24 protein-coding genes and 1 tRNA gene are annotated in these 24,645 nt (G+C 70.0%); 12 read left to right on the top strand and 13 right to left on the bottom strand.

The features are described 5' to 3' along the window. Positions 1 to 152: 152 nt before the first annotated feature. The 8 genes from def to IG08_RS0100335 form a co-directional block, all read right to left on the bottom strand. Entirely contained in the window at positions 153 to 803 is a 651-nt protein-coding gene (gene def / locus IG08_RS0100300; protein WP_030594445.1) for a peptide deformylase, read from the bottom strand. Positions 804 to 955: 152 nt separating this feature from the next. Then, on the bottom strand, positions 956 to 1,936 hold the full coding sequence (locus IG08_RS0100305) for a tetratricopeptide repeat protein (protein ID WP_030594447.1): 981 nt from the start codon (positions 1,934 to 1,936) through the stop codon (positions 956 to 958). A gap of 104 nt (positions 1,937 to 2,040) precedes the next feature. Next, a complete protein-coding gene (locus tag IG08_RS0100310; protein WP_030594449.1) occupies positions 2,041 to 3,291 on the bottom strand; it encodes an HD-GYP domain-containing protein in 1,251 nt (416 codons plus the stop codon). Next, the gene (locus IG08_RS0100315) at positions 3,288 to 4,595 is read right to left on the bottom strand and encodes an HD-GYP domain-containing protein (protein WP_030594451.1); all 1,308 of its coding nucleotides are present in this window, start codon (positions 4,593 to 4,595) and stop codon (positions 3,288 to 3,290) included. Before IG08_RS0100315 ends, IG08_RS0100310 begins: the two co-directional genes overlap by 4 nt. Positions 4,596 to 4,720: 125 nt before the next feature. Continuing rightward, complete coding sequence (gene rsrA / locus IG08_RS0100320) at positions 4,721 to 5,032, bottom strand: mycothiol system anti-sigma-R factor (protein ID WP_030594454.1); 312 nt, start codon at positions 5,030 to 5,032, stop codon at positions 4,721 to 4,723. Next, positions 5,029 to 5,724, bottom strand: coding sequence for an RNA polymerase sigma factor SigR (sigR, locus tag IG08_RS0100325; protein WP_030594457.1), 696 nt, complete (start codon positions 5,722 to 5,724; stop codon positions 5,029 to 5,031). Before sigR ends, rsrA begins: the two co-directional genes overlap by 4 nt. Before the next feature lie 311 nt (positions 5,725 to 6,035). After that, positions 6,036 to 6,674 (bottom strand): alpha/beta hydrolase family protein, encoded by a 639-nt coding sequence (locus IG08_RS0100330; RefSeq protein ID WP_030594460.1) that lies wholly within the window; start codon positions 6,672 to 6,674, stop codon positions 6,036 to 6,038. Position 6,675: 1 nt separating this feature from the next. After that, entirely contained in the window at positions 6,676 to 7,491 is an 816-nt protein-coding gene (locus tag IG08_RS0100335; protein ID WP_078655366.1) for an SOS response-associated peptidase, read from the bottom strand. A 50-nt stretch (positions 7,492 to 7,541) separates the two neighbouring features. Between IG08_RS0100335 and IG08_RS0100340 the strand changes: the two genes are divergently transcribed. The 5 genes from IG08_RS0100340 to IG08_RS0100360 all read left to right on the top strand — a co-directional run bounded on the left by IG08_RS0100340 (position 7,542) and on the right by IG08_RS0100360 (position 11,768). Beyond that, positions 7,542 to 8,264, top strand: coding sequence for a M50 family metallopeptidase (locus tag IG08_RS0100340; RefSeq protein WP_030594465.1), 723 nt, complete (start codon positions 7,542 to 7,544; stop codon positions 8,262 to 8,264). A 124-nt stretch (positions 8,265 to 8,388) separates the two neighbouring features. Continuing rightward, positions 8,389 to 9,705, top strand: a complete 1,317-nt coding sequence (aroA, locus tag IG08_RS0100345) for a 3-phosphoshikimate 1-carboxyvinyltransferase (RefSeq protein ID WP_030594468.1) — start codon at positions 8,389 to 8,391, stop codon at positions 9,703 to 9,705. A gap of 13 nt (positions 9,706 to 9,718) precedes the next feature. Further along, entirely contained in the window at positions 9,719 to 10,729 is a 1,011-nt protein-coding gene (rsgA, locus tag IG08_RS0100350; RefSeq protein WP_030594470.1) for a ribosome small subunit-dependent GTPase A, read from the top strand. A gap of 76 nt (positions 10,730 to 10,805) precedes the next feature. After that, complete coding sequence (locus IG08_RS0100355) at positions 10,806 to 11,129, top strand: DMT family transporter (RefSeq protein ID WP_030594474.1); 324 nt, start codon at positions 10,806 to 10,808, stop codon at positions 11,127 to 11,129. Between the two features lie 42 nt (positions 11,130 to 11,171). Continuing rightward, a complete protein-coding gene (locus IG08_RS0100360; protein WP_030594476.1) occupies positions 11,172 to 11,768 on the top strand; it encodes a periplasmic substrate-binding domain-containing protein in 597 nt (198 codons plus the stop codon). Here IG08_RS0100360 and IG08_RS0100365 read toward each other — a convergent pair. Continuing rightward, positions 11,725 to 12,333 carry a TetR/AcrR family transcriptional regulator gene (locus IG08_RS0100365; RefSeq protein ID WP_030594479.1) on the bottom strand — a complete coding sequence of 203 codons (609 nt, stop codon included), beginning with the start codon at positions 12,331 to 12,333 and terminating at the stop codon, positions 11,725 to 11,727. The genes IG08_RS0100360 and IG08_RS0100365 overlap by 44 nt on opposite strands. A gap of 178 nt (positions 12,334 to 12,511) precedes the next feature. Between IG08_RS0100365 and hisN the strand changes: the two genes are divergently transcribed. The 6 genes from hisN to IG08_RS0100395 all read left to right on the top strand — a co-directional run bounded on the left by hisN (position 12,512) and on the right by IG08_RS0100395 (position 17,406). Then, on the top strand, positions 12,512 to 13,312 hold the full coding sequence (gene hisN / locus IG08_RS0100370) for a histidinol-phosphatase (protein WP_030594482.1): 801 nt from the start codon (positions 12,512 to 12,514) through the stop codon (positions 13,310 to 13,312). Between the two features lie 194 nt (positions 13,313 to 13,506). Continuing rightward, entirely contained in the window at positions 13,507 to 13,899 is a 393-nt protein-coding gene (locus IG08_RS0100375) for a CBS domain-containing protein (protein ID WP_030594485.1), read from the top strand. Between the two features lie 130 nt (positions 13,900 to 14,029). After that, positions 14,030 to 14,446, top strand: a complete 417-nt coding sequence (locus tag IG08_RS0100380; RefSeq protein WP_030594487.1) for a Fur family transcriptional regulator — start codon at positions 14,030 to 14,032, stop codon at positions 14,444 to 14,446. Between the two features lie 184 nt (positions 14,447 to 14,630). Next, positions 14,631 to 15,410 carry an ABC transporter ATP-binding protein gene (locus IG08_RS0100385; RefSeq protein ID WP_030594492.1) on the top strand — a complete coding sequence of 260 codons (780 nt, stop codon included), beginning with the start codon at positions 14,631 to 14,633 and terminating at the stop codon, positions 15,408 to 15,410. Continuing rightward, entirely contained in the window at positions 15,407 to 16,270 is an 864-nt protein-coding gene (locus IG08_RS0100390) for an ABC transporter permease (protein WP_030594495.1), read from the top strand. Before IG08_RS0100385 ends, IG08_RS0100390 begins: the two co-directional genes overlap by 4 nt. Next, positions 16,267 to 17,406, top strand: a complete 1,140-nt coding sequence (locus IG08_RS0100395; protein WP_030594498.1) for an ABC transporter substrate-binding protein — start codon at positions 16,267 to 16,269, stop codon at positions 17,404 to 17,406. The genes IG08_RS0100390 and IG08_RS0100395 overlap by 4 nt, the downstream gene beginning before the upstream one ends. A 158-nt stretch (positions 17,407 to 17,564) precedes the next feature. On the opposite strand, the gene IG08_RS0100405 is transcribed toward IG08_RS0100395, so the two are convergent. The 3 genes from IG08_RS0100405 to IG08_RS0100415 all read right to left on the bottom strand — a co-directional run bounded on the left by IG08_RS0100405 (position 17,565) and on the right by IG08_RS0100415 (position 22,702). Beyond that, positions 17,565 to 19,412 (bottom strand): tetratricopeptide repeat protein, encoded by a 1,848-nt coding sequence (locus IG08_RS0100405; protein WP_030594501.1) that lies wholly within the window; start codon positions 19,410 to 19,412, stop codon positions 17,565 to 17,567. Positions 19,413 to 19,619: 207 nt separating this feature from the next. Continuing rightward, positions 19,620 to 19,693 (bottom strand) — tRNA-Met (locus tag IG08_RS0100410). Between the two features lie 60 nt (positions 19,694 to 19,753). After that, positions 19,754 to 22,702 carry a UPF0182 family membrane protein gene (locus IG08_RS0100415; RefSeq protein WP_043452802.1) on the bottom strand — a complete coding sequence of 983 codons (2,949 nt, stop codon included), beginning with the start codon at positions 22,700 to 22,702 and terminating at the stop codon, positions 19,754 to 19,756. A gap of 163 nt (positions 22,703 to 22,865) precedes the next feature. Between IG08_RS0100415 and IG08_RS0100420 the strand changes: the two genes are divergently transcribed. Next, positions 22,866 to 23,408, top strand: a complete 543-nt coding sequence (locus IG08_RS0100420) for a PPA1309 family protein (protein WP_030594508.1) — start codon at positions 22,866 to 22,868, stop codon at positions 23,406 to 23,408. Between the two features lie 93 nt (positions 23,409 to 23,501). On the opposite strand, the gene IG08_RS0100425 is transcribed toward IG08_RS0100420, so the two are convergent. Next, positions 23,502 to 24,599 (bottom strand): YlbL family protein, encoded by a 1,098-nt coding sequence (locus tag IG08_RS0100425; RefSeq protein ID WP_030594511.1) that lies wholly within the window; start codon positions 24,597 to 24,599, stop codon positions 23,502 to 23,504. Positions 24,600 to 24,645: the final 46 nt, after the last annotated feature.

A 24,645-nucleotide genomic window follows, 5' to 3' on the forward strand; every position in this document is an offset into this window, starting at 1 on the left:
ACTACCCCACAGTGCCGGAATTCTCCCCTTGCGTGACTTGTTTCCGATCGCTACAGGTGTACATCCGATCGAATGTGCGACGGACAGACGGACGGCGCCTGTTCAGGAAGGGGTTCCTGAACAGGCGCCGTGCGTGCGGGAGTTGTGGGGCGTCAGTCGTTTGCGACCACGGGGTAGCGGGGCTCGTTCTCGGCCATCTGCCGCAGCGCGTCCTTGCGTTCGCGCTTGGAGAGCCGGTCGATGTAGAGGTATCCGTACAGGTGGTCGGTCTCGTGCTGCAAACACCGTGCGAAGTAGCCGGTGCCGCGCACCTTGATCGGGTTGCCCTTCTCGTCCTGCCCGGTCACCTCGGCGTAGTCCGGGCGGGCGAGCGGCGCGTACGCGGTCGGCACCGACAGACAGCCCTCATTGCTGTCGTCCAGGCTGCGCCGATCGGCGGGCAGGTCGACGACCTTCGGGTTGCAGACGACACCGACGTGCCGCTTGCCCTCGTCGTCCATGCAGTCGTAGATGAAGACCTTCAGGTCGACGCCGATCTGGTTGGCGGCCAGGCCCACGCCCTCGGCGGTGCGCTGCGAGGCGAACATGTCCGCGACCAGCTGGTCCAGCTCCGCGCCGAACTCGGTGACGTCCTTGCACTCCTTGTGCAGCACCGGGTTCCCGACGACCGTGATCGGCCGCGAGGTCCCGCGCTCACGCCAGGCGTTCTCGCGCTCCTCGGTCTCCTCGATGTCGATGACGAAGCCCTCGTCGTCCACGGGGAGCACGCCCACGTGCTGCTGATCGGTGTCCTGCTGCGCCATGACCGACGTACGCCTTCCTAAACAAAAACAGGGGGAAACTGCGGATACAGGGTACGGGGAGCGCGCCCTGAAGGGGCGCGGGGCTGTGTCCGATATGCGGCTCCGCCGCGTGGGCGCGACCAGCCACGACGGCGCCGCACCCGAAAGAAGACCTAACAGACCTCTTCCAAATCCCGCCAGTCCCGAGAATCCGGGCTGTCGGCAACCCACCCGTCCAACAACCCCCGCACCAGCGAGGCAGGCGCCGCAACGCCGCACTCCCGCTCCGGCACCCACAACTGCCCGTCAGTCCGATGCCCGAGCGGCCCGGGGTGACCCGGTTCACTGTGGTCGTGGGGATCCAAATGCTCCCCATCCCCCTCATCGGACGGCATCCGCGACTCGGAACACATCCGACAGAGCAGGCGTACAGAAGAAGACCAGTCCTCCGCGGCGAACCCGGCGTCACCCGCAAGCTGCTCCAGCGCATCCCGATCAGCCTCGGTGGCAGCCTCGAGCAGCACCACCCACGTCGGCACGGGAGACGGCGCCCACAGCTCGATCTCGTCGAACACCGGATACGCATGGCCCGACGCAGTCGTCCGCTCCCCGTGCGGCACCCCGTCGTGCAGCACGACCTCGCCCCAGCGCCGCCCGGACGAGGGCAGCGGGATGGACAGCACCTCGATCCGCGCGGGGTCCAGCCGCCGCCCCCACACGACCTCGGCCTCCCCTTCCGGAGACAGCCGTACGGCCGCACTGCCGAGGTCCATCCCCACAGTCTCGCCGGAGGCCGTCGCACCGCCCGGCACCCGCAGCCCGTACGCCTGCCAGGCCCGCCGGGCCAGCGGCCAGTCCTGGAGGGCGGTGGCCGCGATGCCGACGTTCCACCAGTCAGGTGCGCCGGTCTCCCGGTCGAGCAGGGCCACGGCGCGCAGACCCGCCGCCCGGGCCTGCTCCCAGTCGTGCCGGAACTTGTGCAGGAGGGCGAGGTTGAACCAGGACTCGGACAGCCACGGCTCCAGGTCCGCAGCACGTGTCAACAGGGCGCCCGCGTCCTCGTACCGACCGTCGCCGATCAGCGAAAACGCACGGTCGGTGGCCTGCCGCCAGGAGGCGGAGGGCCGGTGCCGTCCCTTGCCGAAGATCCTCACGATTCCCGCCTGCCAGTTCCGTTCAGTGGGCTGGCTGTGCCCCCGGACACCCTCTCATTCGCATCCAACCACGTGCGGCTGGAAGGGCGCTCATTACCCATGGGTTACCCAGCCGCGGGCAGGGTCAGACAGTCTCTTGTCAGCACCCTGGCCAGCGCCTCCACGACCTCGGGAGCGTAGTCGCCCGCGGTCGCCAGCCGCAGCTCCTCCAGCGCCGTGAGGGGCCCACCGGGCCCGGCTGCCCGCGCTTTCTCCTCGTATGCGTTGACGGCCCGCACGATCCGCGCGGCGACCGGCTGCTGCCGGCAGGGGTCGGCCTGCCGCTCCACGACCACGGCGACCGCCGCGTCGACGCCCGTCTGCCGTACGACGGCCCCGCCGAGCAGCGCGATCCGCCGCTGTTCGGCGACGGGCAGGACGGCGGTGGCCCCGGCGGGCACCGGGTCGATCAGGCTCAGCTGCCCGATGTCGTGCATGAGGGCGGCGTACTCCAGGACGGCCAGCTCGGGCCGGGTGAGCCCCAGGTCCCGCCCTACCGCCCTGCTGAGCGCGGCCACGCGATGGGCGTGCCCGGCGGGGGTGTACCCGGCGATCTCGGTGGCGCGGGCGAGGGAGGCGATGGTCTGCCGGTACGTGGTCCGCACGGCCGCGTACCGCCGGAAGGACATCTGGGTCAGCAGCAGCGGCAGCGAGAACACGGGCAGCGCCCACAGCCCGACGACGGCGACCGCGAGAGCCATCACCGCCCCCGTCGCGCACACGGCCGACCCGATGCCGAGCAGGGCGCGCAGCTCGTCCCGCAGCAGGGGGCCGAAGGGCCACCCGGTCCGGGAGTGCGCGAGGGCCGCGGCGAGCACGCAGTCGCACAGCGCGGTGAGGGCGAGCAGGGCCAGGAGCAGCAGCGCGTACGCGGGGCCGCCCCATTCCCCGAACACCCCCCGGTTGTACAGGGGTTGGTAGCACACGGCGGCGAACCCGACGGTGAGCACACGCCGCACGAGGTGGTCCAGCACCGGGCCCTGTCCGCGCGCTATGTGCGGCACGCTGCCGAGGAGCGACGCGGCGAGCACCACGGCGACGACCTGGGCGACGCCGTGGTGGGTGGGCTGTCCGGCGTCGGCACCGAGCAGCGCGTACGACAGGGCCCCGGCGGCGCCGAGCGGCGCGGCCTCCCGGACCCGGGCGGCGCCGGTCCAGCGGGTGAGCTCGCCGACGGTGACGAGCAGGCCGAAGGCGAGGGCGATACCGCGCTCCTCGATGCCGGTCCAGAGGATGACGGTCAGGGAGCCCAGGCCGAGGACCGCCGCACAGGTGTGGACGAGAGGAAGCAGGACGGGGCGCCGACGAGCGTTCATCGGTGTGCTCCCGGCCGTCCGGCGACCGCTCCGCGGGGCCGCGGCGGGCGGGCCTCGTCCGCGGTGACGGCGGGGTGCCAGCCGTGCCGGCCCAACGCGCGCACCAACGCCCGCACCATTGACGGGTCGAACTGCGAACCGGCACAGCGTTCCAGCTCCTCCAGCGCCGCACCCACCGGCCTGGCCCGCCGGTAGGACCGCGTGGACGTCATCGCGTCGAAGGCGTCGGCGACCGCCACCACCCGTGCGGACTCCGGGATCTGGCCTCCCACCAGCCCGTACGGATACCCGCTGCCGTCCAGCCGTTCATGGTGATGCAGTACGGCCGCCCGGGCCTCCCCCAGGAAGGAGATGCCCCGCACCATCTCGTGCCCGTACTCGGGATGCAGCTCGATCACGCGCCGCTCCTCGGGAGTCAGCGGCCCGTCCTTCCGCAGCAGCCGGGTGGGCACCCCCAGCTTCCCCACGTCGTGCAGGATCCCGGCGAACCGCAGCACCTCCACCCGGGCGTCGTCCATGCCGAGTTCGCGGGCGATCATCATCGACGCCTGCCCGACCCGCTCGCTGTGCCCACGGGTGTACTCGTCCTTGATGTCGACGGCCTGGACCAGCGCCCGGATCGTCGCCTGATGCGCGGCCCGCTCCCGGTGGTACTGGGCGAAGACCCACCACGACACACACATCGGCAACAGCACGAGCAGCGCGGCGACCGGGCCGTAGGGACTGCGCCACAGCACGGCCATCATCAGCCCGGCGAGTCCGTGCACGGCGATCGGGGCGAGCGAGCGCAGGAACAGGCCCCGCCAGGCCCGCCGTAGGGGCACCCGCTCGGCGAGCGCCAGGATGCCGCCGTCCAGCACGGTCAGCACCAGGCAGAACGCGAGCACCGCTGCCCCGGCGGGCACGAGCGCGTAGGGGAAGTCGGACGCCACGACCGCGTCCCGGCCGCCCATCGCCCAGTGCACGCGCGCGGCCACCCACACGCCGGCGACGAGTTGGGCGGCACGCCAGACCCGGCGCAGCAGACGCGGCCGCTGCTCCACGGGCGACAGCAGAGCCCCCGGCAGCGCCACCAGCGCGGCGGCGGGCGGGGGCAGCAGAAAGGCCCCGGCGAGCAGGACGGGATAGAAGGTGCCGACGAACCGCCACCGGGCGGCGACCTGTTCGCACCCGGCGTACAGCGCGGCGAGCAGCACGACCGCCCACCAGGGCGTGTGCACGGTCGACAGGGGAACGAGGCAGGTCAGCGCGCCGACGGCGACACAGGCGACGTACACCCGTGCCCGTGCCGGTATCGCCTCCATGAGCCCCTCCCGCCCCTGTCCGCACAGCTCTGACGGAGCCTAGGACGGCGAGAGGGGGGAGCGCGGGACTATGACCCGCCGATTAGCACGTTCGAGTGACGACAGCCCGTTCCCGGGGCGGGAGTTCAGGACTCCTGCGGAGTGACGGGGCTCGCGGTGATGTCGTGCTCCGGCACCGCCTGCCCGGAGCGGATCAGGTCGAGCCGCCCCAGGACCTTGGAGCGCAGGTCGCTCGGCACGTCGTCATGACCGCAGCACCGCTTGACCAGCTTCTTCACGGCCTCTTCCAGGCCGTACTTCTCCAGGCACGGCGAGCACTCGGTGAAGTGCTGCTTGAACTTGTCGCGGTCGACGTCCGGCATCTCACTGTCGAGGAACTCGTAGAGATGATCGAGTACCTCACTGCAGTCCGTCTCGTGCGGCTCTCCGCAGCTCATGAGCCCGAGCCTTTCGCTTCGTTCGACTCTCCGGCACCGGCCGGGACCAGCCCACGCTCACGGGCGTAGTCCTCGAGCATGCCGCGCAGTTGACGGCGGCCCCGGTGCAGCCGGGACATCACCGTACCGATGGGTGTCCCCATGATGTCCGCGATCTCCTTGTACGCAAAGCCCTCAACGTCCGCGAGATACACGGCGATGCGGAATTCCTCGGGGATCGCCTGGAGCGCTTCCTTCACGTCCGAGTCGGGCAGGTGGTCGAGCGCCTGCGACTCGGCGGAGCGCAGACCGGTCGACATGTGCGACTCGGCGCGCGCCAGCTGCCAGTCCTCGATCTCCTCGGCCGCGGAGCGCTGGGGTTCGCGCTGCTTCTTGCGGTACGAGTTGATGAAGGTGTTGGTGAGGATCCGGTACAGCCACGCCTTGAGGTTGGTGCCTTCACGGAACTGGTGGAAGGACGCGTATGCCTTCGCGTACGTCTCCTGCACCAGGTCCTCGGCGTCCGCCGGGTTGCGCGTCATGCGCAGGGCGGCCGAGTACATCTGGTCGAGGAACTCGAGCGCGTCCCGCTCGAAGCGCGCGGTGCGCTCGGCGGTCGACTCCCTGCTCGTTTCCGCACTGATGCCCTGGCCCTCGGGCTGCTCCGCCTGGCCGTGTTCGGTCCCTGCGTCGGTACCGGGAACCGCACCCACCTCCTCAAGATTCCGGGCAGCATCGAGACCGATGCCACCAGAATCGGAGGATAGACGACGATCCGGTCCGCCCGCCGCCCCAATAGGCGCGGTCTTGGCCGCGTGCAGCACTGTCCAGTCCAGGTCAGCGCGGCTGCTGCGACTCGAATCAGACTCTGCCGGGCGAAGCCCGTCCACGGGGTGGTGGCGGGAGACGGGCGGGCAGAAGGTCGAACCCATGCGGCGGACTTCCTCTCCTACGACGGTCAGTGCGAGTGCTCAGCACTTCTGTCCGCCTCAACAGAGCTCCACGGCTCAACATTCCCGAGCCTTTACCCCAGTGACCCGGCCCACGTCACCACAGCGTCCGTGATGATCGTCACGGCCGCCTCCTGTTCGAGGGGCGCCCGCTTCGGTACGACGAAGCCGTGATCGCCGTAAGGCACCTCGACCAGCTCGTACGCCCCGTCCGGGAACTCCTCCGGCTTCCCGAAGGGGTCGTTCCCGCCCTGGACGACCAGCGTGGGCACCCCCGCCCCGAGCAGCTCGTCGGCGCGGGACTTCTCCGGCTTGCCCGGCGGGTGCAGCGGGAAGCTGAGGGCGAGCACGGCGTGCGCGCCGAGTTCGACGGCCGTACGGCAGGCGACGCGGGCCCCGGCGCTACGGCCGCCGGAGATGACGGGGAGGCCGGGCTTCGTCACCGCGGGCCAGATCCCCCGCCAACCGATGTCGAGGGTCTTGGGCGCGGGCGCGACCTTCTTCCCGGCCACCCGCCAGGGCTGCTCGACGAGGGCGACGGTCACGCCGTGCCCAGGCATCACTGCGGCCAGCGCCTGCAGATCCCGCGTCTCGACACCGCCGCCGGCGCCGTGGCTGACGGCGAGGACGAGGCGGGGCTTCCTCGCCCGGTGCCAGGTGATGCGGGCGTCCCCCGCATCCGTGCCAATAACCTCAGTGGTCTCTTTCGTCACGTCAGAAGAGTGTGCCCTCTTCGGGCCCCTCGAGCTCCTTCAGCAGCTCCGGTCCGTTGTTGCGGACGTTGCTGACGGCGGTCGTCACCGGGTAGGCCCGCATCAGCCCCTCGGGGGGCGGGGCGAGGAGCGAGCGCAGGTCGTCGACGTCGGTGCGGGACGGGTCGAGCCAGGGGCCCCAGTGGTCCGGCGTCAGCATCAGCGGCATCCGGGGGTGGATCTCGGCGAGCGAGTGCGGCCCCTCCTCGGGCGCCACGGCGAGCGGGCTCGTCTCGGCCTCCGTGGTGATGACGGAGCAGGTCACCCACCAGGCCTGCGGGTGGTCGTCGGGGAGGGTCTTGTCCCGCCAGAACTCGTACAGCCCGGCCATCGCGAACACCGACCCGTCGGCGGGCAGCACGAAGTAGGGCTGCTTGCGCGGCCGCTTCTTCTTGCCCTCGACCTCCAGGTCCCGCTCCCCCTTGCCGGTGACCCACTCGTAGTAGCCGTCGGCGGGGATGATGCAGCGCCGGGTGGAGAAGGCACGGCGGTACGAGGGCTTCTCGTGCACGGTCTCGGCGCGGGCGTTGATCATCCGGGCCGCGCCCTCGGGGGTCTTCGACCAGCTCGGCACCAGTCCCCACTTCAGCTTGCGCAGCTGTCGAACCGGGCGCAGGTCCTCCACGTCCTTAAGAGGACGGTCGAGGACGGCATAGACCTCTTTGGTCGGGGCCACGTTGTAGTCAGGTGCCAGGGTCTCCTCAGGTTCCCACTGCTCGATCTCAAAGATTCCTGCGAGATCCTCGGGTCCACGACTGGCTGCATACCGTCCGCACATACGTGCCACACTGCCAGACTCCGTACGACGAGAGGGAGCCACCGGGAAACATGGACAGCACCGCATCCACCGCGCTGCCCGACCTCTGGGACCGGCTCATCGGCACACAGCCCGACCCCGATCTGTGGGTGGTTCTCGCCACCATGGTCGCGGCGCTCGCCGTAGTGGTCCCACACACTCTGTGGCGCGTCTCCCGCAACGCCATCACCATCGCCCACGAGGGCGGCCACGGCCTGATCGCCCTGTTCACCGGCCGTCAGCTCACCGGCATCCGCCTCCACTCCGACACCAGCGGCCTCACCGTCAGCCGAGGCAAACCGCACGGCATCGGCATGATCCTCACCGCGGCGGCCGGCTACACCGCTCCCCCGCTCCTGGGCCTGGGCGGCGCGGCACTCCTGGCGGCGGGCCGCCTCACGCTGCTGTTGTGGGTGGCCACAGCCCTGCTGATCGCCATGCTGATCATGATCCGCAACGCGTACGGGGCCCTGACGGTGCTCGTCACCGGCGGCACCTTCGTGGTGGTGTCCTGGCTGGCGGGACCTCAGGTCCAGGCGGCGTTCGCGTACGCGGTGGTGTGGTTCCTGCTGCTGGGCGGAGTGCGTCCCGCATTCGAGCTACAGGCGAAGCGGGCGCGAGGGGGCGCAGGGGACTCGGACGCGGACCAGCTGTCGCGCCTGACCCACGTCCCGGCGGGCCTGTGGCTGTTCCTGTTCCACGCGGTGAGCCTGTGCTCGCTCATAGGCGGGGGCAGGTGGTTGTTGGATGTGTGATGCAGCCCCGAAGGGGCGCATCACACAGGGGCGCGGGGCTGTGACGTCAGCGGCTTCGCCGCGGGGCGCGACCAGCCACAACGGCGCCGCACCCAACGCACGACCCCCCACTAAAGTGGACCCCATGGCTTTGAACCCCGCAGACACCGCCCTCTGGCCCGCCCCCTACGCAAGCGGAGCCGTCGAAGCGACGGTCCACGTACCGGGGTCCAAGTCAGTAACCAACCGCGCCCTCGTCCTGGCCGCACTGGCGTCAGAACCGGGCTGGATCCGCCGCCCCCTCCGCTCCCGGGACACCCTCCTCATGGCAGCCGCCCTCCGCGAGATGGGCGTAGGCATCGAAGAGGGCGTAGGCCCCGACGGCACGGGCGAGACCTGGCGCGTCCTGCCGGCCGGCCTCCGCGGCCCGGCCACGGTCAACGTCGGCAACGCCGGCACGGTCATGCGTTTCCTCCCCCCGGTCGCCGCCCTCGCCGACGGCGAGATCCGCTTCGACGGCGACCCGAGGTCGTACGAGCGCCCCCTGAACGGCGTGATCGACGCCCTCCGCCTCCTCGGCGCCCGCATCGACGACGACGGCCGCGGCGCACTCCCGCTGACGGTCCACGGCGGCGGCGCGCTGGACGGCGGCCCGGTGGAGATCGACGCGTCCTCGTCGTCCCAGTTCGTGAGCGCCCTGCTCCTCTCCGGCCCCCGCTTCAACCAGGGCGTGGAGGTCCGCCACATCGGCTCCTCGCTCCCCTCGCTCCCCCACATCCGCATGACCGTCGACATGCTGCGCGCGGTCGGTGCCCAGGTGGACACCCCGGAGTCGGGCGGCGAGCCGAACGTCTGGCGGGTCACGCCGGGCGCCCTGCTCGGCCGGGATCTCACCGTCGAACCCGACCTGTCCAACGCCCAGCCCTTCCTCGCGGCGGCCCTGGTGACCGGCGGCAAGGTCGTCATCCCGGACTGGCCGTCCCGCACCACCCAGCCCGGTGACCAGCTGCGTGCGATCTTCACCGAAATGGGCGGTTCCTGCGAACTCACCGAGTACGGCCTGGTGTTCACCGGCTCGGGCTCGATCCATGGCATCGATGTCGACCTGAGCGAGGTCGGCGAGCTGACCCCGGGCATCGCGGCGGTCGCGGCCCTGGCCGACTCCCCCTCCACGCTCCGCGGGGTGGCCCATCTGCGCCTGCACGAGACGGACCGCCTGGCCGCGCTCACCAAGGAGATCAACGAACTCGGCGGTGACGTGACCGAGACGGCCGACGGTCTGCACATCCGGCCGCGCCGCCTGCACGGCGGGATCTTCCACACGTACGAGGACCACCGCATGGCGACGGCCGGCGCGATCATCGGCCTCGCGGTGGAGGGCGTGCAGATCGAGAACGTGGCGACGACGGCGAAGACCCTCCCGGACTTCCCCGAACTCTGGACCGGGATGCTCGGGGCGTAGGGGTCTAGAGATCATGCGCCGCTACGGCAAGCACACCGACGAGGACGACATCCGTCAGCGCCCCAACCGCAAGGGCAACCGGCCGCGTACGAACATCCGCCCCAAGCACGAGGAAGCGGTCGAGGGCATGGTCCTCACCGTCGACCGGGGCCGTCTGACCTGTCTCGTCGAAGGCACGGTCGTCATGGCCATGAAGGCCCGCGAACTGGGCCGCAAGGCCGCGGTCGTCGGCGACCGGGTGGCCATCATCGGCGACCTCTCCGGCCAGAAGGACACCCTGGCCCGCATCGTCCGCATCGAGCCGCGCACCTCGGTCCTGCGCCGCACCGCGGACGACGACGACCCGTTCGAGCGCGTGGTCGTCGCCAACGCCGACCAGCTGGCGATCGTCACCGCCCTCGCCGACCCCGAGCCCCGCCCGCGCCTGATCGACCGTTGCCTGGTCGCCGCGTTCGACGGCGGTCTGACGCCCCTCCTGGTCCTGACGAAGTCGGACCTGGCCCAGCCCGACAAACTGCTGGAGCTGTACGGCCACCTGGACATCCCACACGTCGTCACCAGCCGCGAGGAACTGGAGAACGGCGCCGCGGCGGACCGGGTGCGCGAGGAACTCGACGGCAAGATCACGGCGTTCGTCGGCCACTCGGGCGTAGGCAAGACGACGCTGGTCAACGCGCTGGTCCCGGAGGACCGTCGACGGGTGACCGGCCATGTGAACGCGGTGACGGGCCGCGGCCGCCACACCACGACCTCGGCGCTGGCGCTCCCCCTGGCGGGCGACGCGGGCTGGGTGATCGACACTCCGGGCCTACGGTCGTTCGGCCTGCACCACGTGGACCCCTCCCGCGTGATCCTCGCCTTTCCGGACCTGGTACCGGGAACCGAAGGCTGCCCGCGCGCGTGCAGTCATGATGAGCCCGACTGCGCACTGGACCAGTGGGTAGCGGATGGTCATGCCGATCCGGCCCGCCTCTACTCGCTCCGCCGACTGCTCGCCACGAGGGAGCGGACGGAAGGCGACTGACCTCCGCGTTGTTTGTCTCCGTACAGGTTAGGTAAAGGCATAATCGCACCGAGCCGGACATACGGGAGGACAGCACATGGCGTGGCTGCTGGTGGTGGTCGCCGGGTTGTTGGAGACCGGTTTCGCCGTGTGTCTCAAGCTCTCGCACGGTTTCACGCGATTGTGGCCCACGGTCGCGTTCTGCATCTTCGCGCTCGGCAGCTTCGGTCTGCTGACCCTGGCGCTGAGGAAGCTCGACGTCGGCCCGGCGTACGCCGTGTGGACGGGCATCGGCGCGGCGGGCACCGCGATCTACGGAATGATCTTCCTCGGCGACCTGGTGTCGACGCTGAAGCTCGTGTCGATCAGCCTGGTCATCGTGGGCGTCATCGGCCTGCAACTGTCCGGCTCGGCCCACTAGACGCCCTCCCGCACCCGCGGGAGCGACAGGCCGCCCCACGGCGTGGAGGGACGCCTACCTCAACCGGCGGAGTACCAGGACAACTCCGGTACGTACGGCACCTACGACCTCGACGCGGCGGGCACGCTCAGCTCGGACAGCACCTCGGCGCAGGTCGACCAGGCGCAGCTCGCGGCCGCGGGCATCAAGCCGACCATCGACAAGGTCCCGGCCAACGACTGCTTCTCCAAGTACGTCACCATCGGCAACTTCGCGCAGACCAGCTTCCGCTGGGTCGACCAGACGTTCCGCTCGCAGGCGTACCCCATCCACCGCGAGCCCTCCGGCAGGAACCTCCACCAGAACTACGGCTCCGTCGGCGCCCCGGAGATCGACGCCCTCCTGGAGAAGGCGACCCGGACGAGGGACACGGCCGCCGCGAACAAGCTCTACGACGAGGCCCACGCCAAGATCTGGGAGCTGGACCACTCCATCCCGCTCCACCAGCGCCCGCAGGTCCTCGCGGTCCGCACCGACCTCGCCGACCTCGCCGACTTCGGGGCCGGCGGGCCGGCGGACGACGACTGCACGAAGGTGGGCCGGCTGAAGAAGCAGCTCACACCGGCTGCCGGTGCAGGGCGGTGCGCACCAGATCGGTGACGCCGCCCTCACCCGGCGGGGCCGCCACGCAGGACAGGGCGATACGGACGGCCAGTTCGCAGGAGCGGGCCAGGTCGGCGCTGTCCGACTTGGCCACTCCGGGCCCGGACAGGACGGTCACGGCACGGTCGCGGACGAGCGCCACGAAGTCACCGGGCGAGGGTAACGGGCCGTCCGCCCGGCGCTGCGCCGGTACGGCCGAGGAGGACGGCACCGCCGACAGGGTCGGCGAGGGCAGCCGCTCGCTCCAGCAGCCGGTGAGCATCGCCCGTACGAGCGCGTTCTCGCGGGCGGTGGAGGCGGTCCACTCGGCGGTCGCGGTCAGCCGCTCCCGGGCGTCGCCGTGCGCGGTGAGCGCGCGCTCGACCCCGACGAGATAGCCGTCCGCCTCTCTCCTGACGAGGGCGCGGGCCAGCCCCTCCTTGCTGCCGAACTCGTTGTACAGCGTCTGCCGGGACACCCCGGCGGCCGCCGCCACGTCCACCATCCGCACGGCGGACCACGGCCGGCGCGCCAGCGCCGTATATGCGGCGTCCAGCAGGGAATCCCGCGCTGCAGGCATCATCGCCTCCCGGGTGCGGAGCGGCTCTGCGCCCAGATTTGACGCGCACGGGGGCACTGTCAAGGGGTCGCGAGAGCGCGAAGGGGGCGCCCTTCGGTCACCGCGAGCCACTGGATCGTTCACCGTCCGCGCACTGGTCCCGTGTAGCCCCCGGTAACGCACGACAGATACCGTTCAGTACATGCCCGACTACCTCGACGACCTCCGCCTCGCCCACGTCCTCGCGGACGCCGCCGACGCGGCAACGATGTCCCGCTTCAAGGCACTCGACCTCAAGGTCGAGACGAAGCCGGACATGACCCCGGTGAGCGAGGCGGACAAGGCGGCGGAGGAACTCATCCGCGGTCACCTCCAGCGCGCCCGCCCGAGAGACGCGGTCCTCGGCGAGGAGTACGGCATCGAGGGCACCGGCCCCCGCCGCTGGGTCATCGACCCGATCGACGGCACCAAGAACTACGTACGCGGCGTCCCCGTATGGGCCACCCTGATCTCCCTCATGGAGGCTGCCGAGGGCGGCTACCAGCCCGTCGTCGGCGTCGTCTCCGCGCCCGCCCTCAGCCGCCGCTGGTGGGCCGCGAAGGGCCACGGCGCCTTCACCGGCCGCAGCCTCTCCTCCGCCTCGCGCCTGCACGTCTCCCAGGTCTCGAAGCTGTCGGACGCCTCCTTCTCGTACTCCTCGCTCACCGGCTGGGAGGACCAGGGCCGGCTGGGCGGCTTCCTGGACCTGACCCGCGAGGTGTGGCGCACGCGCGCGTACGGCGACTTCTGGCCGTACATGATGGTCGCCGAGGGCTCGATCGACATCTGCGCCGAACCCGAGCTCTCCCTCTGGGACATGGCCGCGAACGCGATCGTGGTGACGGAGGCCGGCGGCACCTTCACCGGCCTCGACGGCCGCCCCGGCCCGCACAGCGGCAACGCGGCCGCGTCGAACGGCCTGCTCCACGACGAGTTCCTGGGCTATCTCAACGAGCGGTACTGAGCGCTCGCCACTGACGCCCGCCACCGAGCGGCCACGAGCGCATCCGAAAAGCACAGATGAGCGCGCACGCCCTCAATCGGCCGCACGCGCCCTCTTGTTGACCCTCGCTTTGCCTGCGACTCTGAGAGCACCCTCATTTGTGAACTTGTGAATCCACGAACTAACCGTGGATTCGTAGGAGGTGGCTCCAGCCCATGCTCGTCCGCGACGCCATGAGCACGGTGGTCCTCACCATCGGCCCAGCCCACACCCTCCGCCAGGCCGCCGCCCTGATGTCCGCCCGCCGGGTCGGCGCAGCAGTGGTCCACGATCCGGATGCCGGCGGCATCGGCATCCTCACCGAACGCGACGTCCTCAACTCCGTGGGGCTCGGCCAGAGCCCGGACACGGAGTACGCCCACGCCCACACCACCACCGACGTCGTGTTCGCCGCCCCGACCTGGACCCTGGAGGAGGCCGCGCACGCCATGGCCCACGGCGGCTTCCGTCATCTCATCGTCCTCGACCGCGACGAGCCCGTCGGCATCGTCTCGGTCCGCGACATCATCCGCTGCTGGGCGCCGACACGGCAGCGCGTACCGGCCTGAGCGCAGGGATGGGCGGACCCCTGCCAAGGAGTCCACCCATCGATCCAGTATTGGATAAAGTCCAAGGTCATACTCGTTCGGAAACTGGTTCCCTTCGGGAACTGGTCACCTAGCTGTTAAGCTGGCCGCTATGAGCGACCTTCTGGAACGACTGCGCGGACGCGGATGGCGTATGACCGCGCAGCGACGCGTCGTGGCCGAGGTCCTCGACGGCGAACACGTCCATCTGACGGCCGACGAGGTCCACTCCCGGGCCGTCGCCAAGCTGCCCGAGATCTCCCGGGCGACCGTCTACAACACGCTGGGCGAGCTGGTCTCCCTCGGCGAGGTGCTCGAGGTCGCCACCGACAAGCGCGCCAAGCGGTACGACCCGAACGCGCACCGGCCGCACCACCACCTGGTCTGCGCCCAGTGCGGCGAGATCAAGGACGTCCACCCGGGCGGCAACCCGCTCGCCGACCTCCCCGACTCGGAGCGCTTCGGCTTCAAGGTCTCGGACGTCGAGGTGACGTACCGGGGCGTGTGCCCGAACTGCGCGGCGGCGTAGCAGTCCTCACCGAAGCCCCGGCATCCCGCGCGGACGCCGGGGCTTTGTGCTGCGTACGGAGTTCCCACCGCGTACAGAGTTCCCTCCACGTAGAGAGTTCCCGCCGCGTACGGGCTTCCTGAATCTGACGGACCGTCATATCGTCGTGCGGCACCCCCCATACCGAACTCCGCAAGGAGCAACCGTGGGAGATCCGCACCCAGAAATCCACGCCAAACTCCACGCCACCGATCTGACCCGCACCTTCGGCCGCCCACCCCGTGTCGTCGACGCCCTCGGCCCTCTCGACCTCACCGTCGCCCCCGGCGAGTTCGTCTGCCTGGTCGGCCCCTCGGGCTGCGGCAAGTCGACGCTCCTGCGTATCGCCGCGGGCCTGCTCCGCCCGAGCACGGGCACGCTGGAGATCCGCACGGTGAGCGCGCGCCCGGCGGCCATGATCTTCCAGGACTACGGCATCTACGACTGGAAGACCGTCCGCGCCAACGTCCGCTTCGGCCTCGACATCCAGCGCGTCCCGCGTCGCGAGGCGAACGCGCGCGCCGACGAGTGGCTGGCCCGCATGGGCCTCGCCGACTTCGCTCACGCCTACCCGGCGACCCTGTCCGGCGGCATGCGGCAGCGAGTGGCGATCGCCCGCGCACTCGCCGTGGAACCCGAACTCCTCCTGATGGACGAGCCGTTCGCCGCACTCGACGCCCAGCTGCGCATGATCCTCCAGGACGAACTGCTGGAGATCACCCAGGCATTGCGCACCACGACGCTCTTCATCACCCACAGCCTGGAGGAGGCGATCGTCCTCGGCGACCGCGTCCTGGTGATGTCCGCCCGTCCCGGCCGGATCATCGCCGAACACCACCCGCCCTTCCCGCGCCCGCGCACCGGCGACATCCGCTCCGACCCCGAATTCACGTCTCTGAAGCGCGAGTTGTGGGAACTGCTACGGAAGGAGGCGGCGCCGGCATGACGACGGTCGCTCCCGAGAAGTCAGGGGCGGTCCTGATCCGCCGCCCGGGCCCCCAGGAACTCCACCCGGCACGCACCCACCGCCGCCGACGCGCCCTGGAACTGTCCCTCGCGGTCGCCGTACCCCTCCTCCTGATCCTCCTCTGGCAACTGGCCGCCACCCAGGCCTGGATCGACGACCGCGTCTACCCGGCCCCGTCCACGATCCTCGCCGACGGCTGGGACCGGGCCGCCGCCGGCGACCTGTGGCCGGACGTGTGGGCGACGCTGAAGCGCGTCCTCGCGGGATACGCCATCGGCACGGCGGCGGGCTACGCGCTGGGCCTGCTGATGGGATCCCTCTCCCTGGTCCGAGCGGCCCTGGAACCGCTCCTGGACGCGCTGTACGTCGTACCGAAACTGGCCCTGCTGCCCATCTTCCTGAACATGTTCGGCCTGGGCGAGGGCCCGCAGGTGGCCCTGGTGGCGGCGACGGTCTTCTTCTTCGTCTGGATCTCGACGATGTCGGCCGTCATGTCCATCCCCTCCGGCCACCGGGACGCGGGCCGGGTCTTCGGCGCCTCGCCCTGGCAGATGTTCCGCCACGTCCTGCTGCCGGCATCCCTGCCGTCGGTCCTGGTGGGCGCGCGGATAGCGGCGGGCGTGGCGGTCCTGGTCATCGTCGCCTCGGAACAGATCGCCGCGACGAACGGCCTGGGCCACCTGATCTTCGACTCGCGCGCACTGTTCCAGAACGACGTGATGTTCGTGGGCATCGTCTGCGTGGCGGTCCTCGGCGTGGTCTTCTCCGAACTGGTGCGGATCCTGGGCCGGTTGCTCACCCCGTGGGCACCACGGGACCGCGGAAGGGGACAGTCATGAGGAGGCGTGTGTACGGCGCCGTACTCGCCGTAGGTGTGCTGCTGGCGTCGGCGGCCTGCTCGTCCGCGGACTCCGGCGAGGCGGAGTCGAAGGCGGGCACGGAAAGCCGCACGATCCGGCCGGTCGAGGGCTGCGGCGCCACGTCCTGGACGGACCCGTCCGACCTCTCCCCCACCCGCACCGCGGCCCGATGCAGCTCCGGAACACCCGCACCCCAGCCCCTCCCCAAGTCCCGCAAGCTGACCATCGCCACGGGGACACTGAGTGCCGAGTACGTGGCGCCACTCCAAGTCGCCCTGGACAAGGGCGAGTTCAAGAAGGAGGGCCTGGACGTCACTCTGAAGGTGCTGCCGACACCGGACTCGCTCCCGCTGCTGGCCAAGGGCGACATCGACGCGCTGTGGGCGGCCCCCGAGGCAGCCGTCATGAACGGCATCCGGGGCGGCTTCGACATCAAGTGGGTGGCGGCCAACTTCTCGCCCGACCCGAAGTCGAAGAGCGGCCTGTGGGTACGGCTGAAGGAGGGCGAGAGCGCGGAGCGGGTCGCCATGGCCGGCCGGAAGATGGGCACGATGATCGGCAAGGGCTCGGTGATCGCGTACCCCATGGAAAAGGCCCTGGAGAAGCACGGCGGCGGCCTCGACAGGATCCAGTACCAGCAACTGGGTTCGGCGGACGTGCTCACGGCCCTGCAGAACGGCGGCGTCGACTCCGCCTGGCTCCTCGACCCCGTCTGGCGCAAGGTCGACGGCGAGGCGGGCTACGCCTTCCTCGGCGGCCAGCCGCTCGGCGAGCCCCTGGGCGGCATGCTGTACGGCCGTACGCTGCTGCAGGACGACGTGGACGCGGGGGTGGCGCTGCTGCGGGCGTACATTCGCACGGTGAACACGTACTTCGCGGCCGACTACAAGACGGATGCGACCTACGTCACCTATCTGGCGAAACTCCTGCACACGGACCGGGCGATCCTCGAGTCCACCCCGTCCCTCCGCATGGACTGGGAGATCCGCGCCGGCACGACGGACCGCCTCCAGTCCGCCTACCGCGCCCAGGGCGTGGCCGAGGGCGACGCCCTCCCGGAATCCGAGACGGTCGACCGCTCCCTCTACGAGGAGGCGGTGGGCCATCGCCCCTGAACACACCGAGGGCCGGAACCCTTTCGGATTCCGGCCCTCGGCCTTCAGTAGCGGGGACAGGATTTGAACCTGCGACCTCTGGGTTATGAGCCCAGCGAGCTGAAGCAAATCGCTTAAGCCGCAGGTCGAGCCGGGGTGACTCACGTCTCGGCCGAGCCCTACGCCGACAGCTCTTCCCGCAGAGCGTCCCGCAACCGAGCCGCCCGCTCGGAGACCTCACCGGGGCCGAGAACAACGGCCCGATCGGCCCACCGCTGACCCTCCGCCAACTCGCCCCCACGCGCGTAGACCAGGGCCAGCCGCAACGCCGCCCGCCCGTGCCCCGCGTCCGCGGCCCGCGTCCACCAGACGGCCGCCTCCGGCTCGCTCCCTTCGCGAGCCAGCAGCAACCCCAGATTGAACGCGCCGTTACGGGACCCTGCCTCGGCGGCCGACCGGTACCACCGAGCCGCCTCGACGACATCTCCCCGAGCCGCGGCCAGCATCCCCACCCGCACCTGCGCCCGCCGATGCCCCTGGGACGCCGCCCGCTCGTACCACTCCTCGCACTCGGTCTTCTCGTGCACGGACTCACCCAGCTCATGCGCGGGCGCAGGCGGACGCCGGGCATCCAGCACGGTCGCCAGCCGATAAGCGGCCTCCGCACTGCCGCCCCCCGCCGCACACCGCAGATGCCGCTCGGCCGCGGGCTCGTCCCCGTCCCGCAGCCGGGCGATGCCCACCTGCAGCGCCGCCTCCGTGTGCCCGGCGGCAGCCGCCCGCTCGTACCACCGCAGCGCGACGACGTCACCCTCTCCGGTGCCCCGCCCGGCGAACAGGATCCCCAGGTTGAACGCGGCGTCCACGCTCCCGGCCTCCGCGGCCTTGGAGAACCACGGCTCGGCCCCGCCCGCGTCCCCGCCCTGCAGCAGCAGGATCGCCAGCGCGTTCGCCGCCTCGCGGTGCCCGGCGTACGCGGCCCGCCGGTACCACTGCTCGGCCTGCGCGGTACGCCCCTGCTCGGCGCAGAGGAGCCCGAGGTTGTACGCGCCGTTGTCGTCCCCGGCGTCCATCGCCGCCCGGTACCACCGCTCGGCGGTCTGCGGCTCCCCGCGCTCGGCGTGCAGCGCGCCCAGCGCATTGGCGGCGTTGCCGTCCCCGTCCTGGGCAGCCCTGAGCCACCACACGGCGGCACTCTCGGTGTCTCCGGCGTCCCGCAGCAGGAAGCCCAGCGCGCAGGCAGCCCGCGCCTCGCCCTCCTTGGCGGACGTCAGATACCAGCGCCCGGCCTCCTTGAGCTGACCGCGCTTCTCCAGGATCGCCCCGAGATGCAGCGCCGCCCGCCGGTGTCCGCGCGCGGCGGCCTGCCGGTACCACTGCTCGGCCTCCGCCATGACGGAGACACCGTTGTCGGACCCGCCGTCCCCCTCATCCACGGCCTTGCGATCAAGCGTCCGGGCCAGCCGGTACGCCGCCTCGCGGTGCCCCCGCTCGGCCGCGGCCCGCATCCACTGCTCGGCCTTGGCGTCGCCACGGTGCTCCAGCAGATCGGCGAGGGCGTACGCGCCCAGCGCGTGCCCCTGCTCGGCGGACTGGCGCAGCCAGTACTCGGCGGCGGGTTCGTCGCCCCGCTCACGGAAATGGCGCCCCAGCGCGTGCGCGGCCGCGGCGGACCCGGCGACGGCGGCGATCCGCCACCATCCGGCGGCATCGTCGGCGTACCCGCGCTGGTGCAGAAGGACACCCAGATTGTTGGCGGCGGCACGGTCGCCCACTGCTGTGGCCGCACGCAGATGGGGCTCGGCTCCGTCGAGATCACCGCGGCGCAGCAGCAGGGCCCCGAGGACGCTCATCGCCTCGACGTCACCGGCCTCGGCGGCGAGAAGGTGACGCGCCTCCTCGGCAGCCTCGCCGGCTTCGTCCCGGTCCATGGGCTGCGACAAGTCGCCCGCCGACTCCACAAAGTCGGCAGGCTGCACAAAACGCCCTGTCTCCAACAGAGTTGCCTTGTCCCCCATAACGTCCATCGTCGCACCACCTGCAACCTGGGTACACCTGGTATACCGCAGCCAGTGAGGTCACTTCAGCGTTTTGTCGACATGCCCACAGAGAGACAAGTCAAACACAGTTCCCGCCAACTCCCGGCGGCGGCACGGCCGTCCCGACCCTCGGCACATGCGTTCGCACATCACGAAGGCCCGGATCCTCGTAAGGATCCGGGCCTTCGTTTTCAGTAGCGGGGACAGGATTTGAACCTGCGACCTCTGGGTTATGAGCCCAGCGAGCTACCGAGCTGCTCCACCCCGCGCCGTTGTGTTGCAACCGTACCACGGTGCGGGGTGGGCTCTGACCAGCGGCTACTCAGCCGCTAACTACTGGGACTGCTGCTGGGACTGCTGCCGGCACTCTTGCTCGGACTCGCGCTCGGACTCGGACTGCTGCTCGCGGTCTTGTCCGCCGCAGCCTGCGCGTCCTCGGCCCGCTGCAGCGCGTCCTCCAGATCCTCCTGCGCCCGGCCGTACGCCTCCCAGTCGCCCTTCTTCAGGGCTTCCTGGCCGGCGTCGAAGGCCGTCTGGGCGTCGTTCAACGCCGCTTGGACGGTCGGATTACTGGATGTCGGCGGTGGGTTGGTCGTGTCCCCGCCGTCCTCGTCCGGTGGCTCGGTGGTCGAACCGTCCGCTTCGAAGACCTTGTTCAGGGCCTCGTCGAGGGTGTCCTCGAAGGCGGTGTTGCCTCCGTAGGTCACCAACACCTTCCGCAACAGTGGGTACTTGAGTCCACCACCGCGTACGTAGACCGGCTCCACGTACAGCAGTCCGCCGTCGAGTGGCACCGTCAGCAGGTTGCCGTACTCGACGTTGGAATCACCTCTGTTGAGGAGGCTGATGGTCTCGGCGATGTTCTGTTCGGAGTTGAACTGGCTCTGCACCTGTTTAGGCCCGTTGACGGTGGTGTTCGTCGGCAGTTTCAGGATTCTGATCTTGCCGTAGTCGGGGGTGCCCGCCTCGGCGTCGACCGACATGAACGCGCTGAGGTTGTCCCGGCCGTTGGGCGTGAACGTCGTCGTGAGCGAGAACGCCTGCGCCGACTGGTCGGGCATCTTCATGCTCAGGTAGTACGGCGGCACCGCGTCGCCCGACTTGTTGGTCGGGTCGTCCGGCACCTGCCACACCTCGCTGCCGCTGAGGAACGTGTCCGCGTCCTCGACGTGGTAGCGGGCGAGCAGCTCGCGCTGGACCTTGAACAGGTCCTGCGGGTACCGCAGATGGGCCATCAGCGCGGCGGGGATGTCCGTCTTGGACTCGACCGTGCCCGGGAACGCCTTCATCCAGGTCTTGAGGACCGGGTCCTGGGTGTCCCACTGGTAGAGCTTGACCTCGCCGGTGTAGGCATCGACGGTCGCCTTCACCGAGTTGCGGATGTAGTTGACCTGGTTCTGCTGGGCCACCACCGCACGCTGGTTGTTGGTCGCGGTCAACGAGTCGGCCGTCGTGTCACCGAGGGTCGTACGGGAGGCGTACGGGTATCCGTTCGTCGTCGTGTACGCGTCGACGATCCACTGGATCTTGCCGCCCACGACCGCCGGATAGGCGTCGCCGTCGATGGTCAGCCAGGGGGCCACCGCCTCGACGCGCTGCTTGGGCGTGCGGTTGTAGAGGATCCGGGAACCCTCGCCGATCGCTCCCGAGTAGAGGATCTGCGGCTCGCTGAACGCCACCGCGTACGCGGCCCGGTTGACCGGGTTGGAGAGGTTGACCCCGCTCTTGGCCTGGTAGCTGTAGGTCTTCTCGCCGGTGTCGTCGGAGTAGTCGATCTCCTTCTGGGGACCGCCGACGATCGAGTACTCGGTGGTCTTCTCGCCGTAGTAGACCCGCTGTTGGTACGTCCCGAGGTCGCCCTGCGAGGGCAGGTTGGACTCGGTGAAGACCGGGCGGCCCTCGCTGTCGGCGGCGGTGCCCTTGGCGGCGACCACGCCGTACCCGTGGGTGTAGCGGAAGTGGTCGTTGATCCAGTTGTTCTTCGGAATGCCGTTGAGGTTCAGCTCGCGCAGACCGATGACCGTGTCCTGGTCCGTGCCGTCCTTGCTGTAGCGGTCGACGTCCAGGTTGGTCGGGAAGGCGTAGTAGTTCCGCATCTGCTGGAGCTGCTGGAACGTCGGCGAGACGATGTTCGGGTCCACGACACGGATACTCGCCGTGGCGTCGACGTCGTCGCGCAGCTTGGTCTTGTCCGTGGTGGTGGCCTTGCCGCCGTACTCCGTGACCTTGGCGTCGTCGATGCCGTACGCCTCACGCGTCGCCTTGAGGTTCTTGTTGACGTACGGCGCTTCCTTGGCCTGCTCGTTGGGCTGGACCTGGAACTTCTGGACGATCGCCGGGTACAGGCCGCCGATGAGGATCGCGGAGAGCACCATCAGGCCGAAGCCGATCACGGGCAGCTGCCAGGTCCGCCGCCACAGGGTGGCGAAGAACAGCAGCGCGCAGATGACGGCGATGCAGAACAGGATCGTCTTGGCCGGCAGATAGGCGTTCGCGTCGACGTACCTCAGGCCGGTCCAGCTGTCGGTCGCCTTGAAGTCGCTGGACTTGACCGCGAGGCCGTACCGGTCGAGCCAGTAGGCGACCGCCTTGAGGGCGACGAAGACACCCATGAGCACCGACAGATGCCCGGTCGCGGCGGCCGTGGCCCGCGCGCCCGGAGAGGTGATCCTGAGCCCGCCGTACAGGTAGTGGGTGAGCGCGGCGGCGATCACGGAGAGGATCGCGGTGGCGAAGCCGAAGCCGAGCAGGAACCGGTACCAGGGCAGGTCGAAGGCGTAGAAGGCGACGTCGAGGTGGAACTGCGGGTCCTTCTGGTTGAAGGGCACGCCGTTGACCCACATCAGCCAGGTCCGCCACTGGCTCGACGCCGAGGCGCCGGCGATCAGCCCCACCAGGGAGGTGATCCCGAGCAGCAGCCACTTCTTGTACGGCGCGATCCCCATCCGGTAGCGGTCGAGGTTCTGCTGCTCCATCGACATGGCGCTCAGCGGCGGACGCAGCCGGTGCGCCAGCCAGATGTTGAAGCCGACCGCGAGGGCCATGAGCAGACCGAAGACGAAGAAGAGCCCGATCTTGGTCCACAGGGTGGTCGTGAACACGGACGAGTAGTTCACCGACCGGTACCAGAGCCAGTCCGTCCAGAAGCCCGCGAACATGGTGAACGCCATGCCGAGGACGGCAAGGACGCCCAGTGTCATGAGCAGGGTCCGGACACGCCGGGACGGGCGGCCCACTCTCATCCGCGGCCCTGTCGGGCCTCCGCCGCGGTCCGGCATCTGGAAAGCCAAGGTGCGCACCTCGAAGTTCGCTGTTGGTCCGTCAGACCCGCGTCTTCACGGGCCGTCCGTGGGCCCCGTGATCGTAGGCCCACACCTATGCAACTTACTCACGCTTTACTCGGTTCCCGATTCCGGCCATGAACGAGGCAGGATTGTGACCATGTCCAACACTCCCATGGCGGCGAGCCCGCTGACCCGGGCCGTACTCGAGATCGACGAGTACGCCTCCGGCCTCGGCTGGGACCAGCCCGCTCGCCTCTTCGCCCTCGTAGACACCGCGCGACTGCGAGCTCAGGAACCCGGCCTCGCGGCCCAGCTCGGCCTGCAGGACGAGCCCGAGACCACCGGTCTCACCCCGATCGAGCAGGACGAGATTCCCGCGGGCAAGCCGCTCGACGAGTTCCTCGGCACCATCGCCTGGCCCGACGCGGTGGTCGGCTGCGCGCTCACCGTGGAGCGCCTGATGCTGCCCCCGTCCGCCGAGGCCTCCGTACCGGAGGGCCTGAGCGGGAAGAAGCTGACCCAGTGGGTGGCCGGCCACCCGGACCGCCAGGAGGTCCGCATGACGGTCGGGGTGCTGCGCGACGGCACCCGCGACTCGGCGCTGCGCCTGCGCGAGAAGGACTCCCCGACGGAGGTCCTCACGGGCGGCGCCCTGGTGCCGGGACTGGCGGAGGCACTGGCGGCGACGTTCGAGGACTGAGTTCTTCCGGTACGACGTCCGGTACAGCTTCCTGTACGGCGATGGGGGCGCCCTCTGTCACGGGGGCGCCCCCATCGCCGTACTGAAGCGGCGTCAGCTCTTCGTCGTGCACTTCGGCAGGTCGGCGGTGTCGCCGCTGCGGATGTCCTTGAGGGCGCCGAGGGCGTCGTCGATGGTCTTCACCTTGACCAGGGTGAGCCCGCTCGGGGTGTCCTGGGCGGCGGCCGCGCAGTTGTCCGCGGGGGTCAGGAAGTACTGGGCGCCCTTGTCGCGCGCACCGACCGTCTTCATCTCGATGCCGCCGATCGGGCCGACCGTGCCGTCGTCGTCGATCGTGCCGGTGCCGGCCACGAACTTGCCGCCGGTCAGGCTGCCGGGGGTGAGCTTGTCGTAGATGCCGAGCGCGAACATCAGTCCGGCGCTCGGACCGCCGACGTCGGCGAGCTTGATGTCGATGGTGAACGGGAAGGTGTGGTCGGTCCCCGCGGAGATCCCGACGATGGCGCGCTTCTCGCCGGCGTCGTCGGAGGTCCTGGTCGTGATGGTGATGTCCTCGGTCTTGGTCGCCGTCTTGTTCTCCTTCTCCGCGGCGGCCTGTTCCTTGGCGGGCACGATCGTGAAGACGACGTCCTCACCGGGCTTGTGCTTGGTCACCAGCTTGGCGACGTCGTCGGGCGCCTTCACCGTCGTACCGTCGACGGCCTTGATCACGTCACCGGCGTGCAGCTCGCCCTCGGCCGGGGTGTCCTTGACGACGGTCGAGACGATCACCCAGGACTTCACCGGGACGTCCAGCTCCTTCAGGGCGGCGACCTTGGCGCTCTCCTGGGACTGGCTGAACTCCTCGGCGTTCTCCTGCGTCGACTGCTCCTCGGTCTTGCCGTCCGGGTAGAGGGTGTCGTGCGGCACGACCTTGTTGTCGTGCGCGAGCCACCCATAGACGGCTTCAACAAGATTCATCTTGTAGTCGGCGCTGGTGACGCGGACGGTGGTCATGTTCAGGTGACCGCTCGTCGCATAGGTCTTCCGGCCCGAGATCTGCAGCACCGGCTCGCCGCCGTGCTCTCCGAGCGTGTTCACCGTCGGGCCCGGTGACATCTCGGCGTACGGCACATTGATGAAGACTCCCGCGCACAGGAGCGCGATCAGCATCAGGGTGGAGGCGAGCATCGTCGCGGTGCGGCGTGGCATGGAACGACAGTACGGGACGGTCCTGTCAGTGCCTCGTCAGGGCGCC

The organism is Streptomyces fulvoviolaceus, from assembly GCF_000718165.1.
GTDB lineage: Bacteria > Actinomycetota > Actinomycetes > Streptomycetales > Streptomycetaceae > Streptomyces > Streptomyces fulvoviolaceus.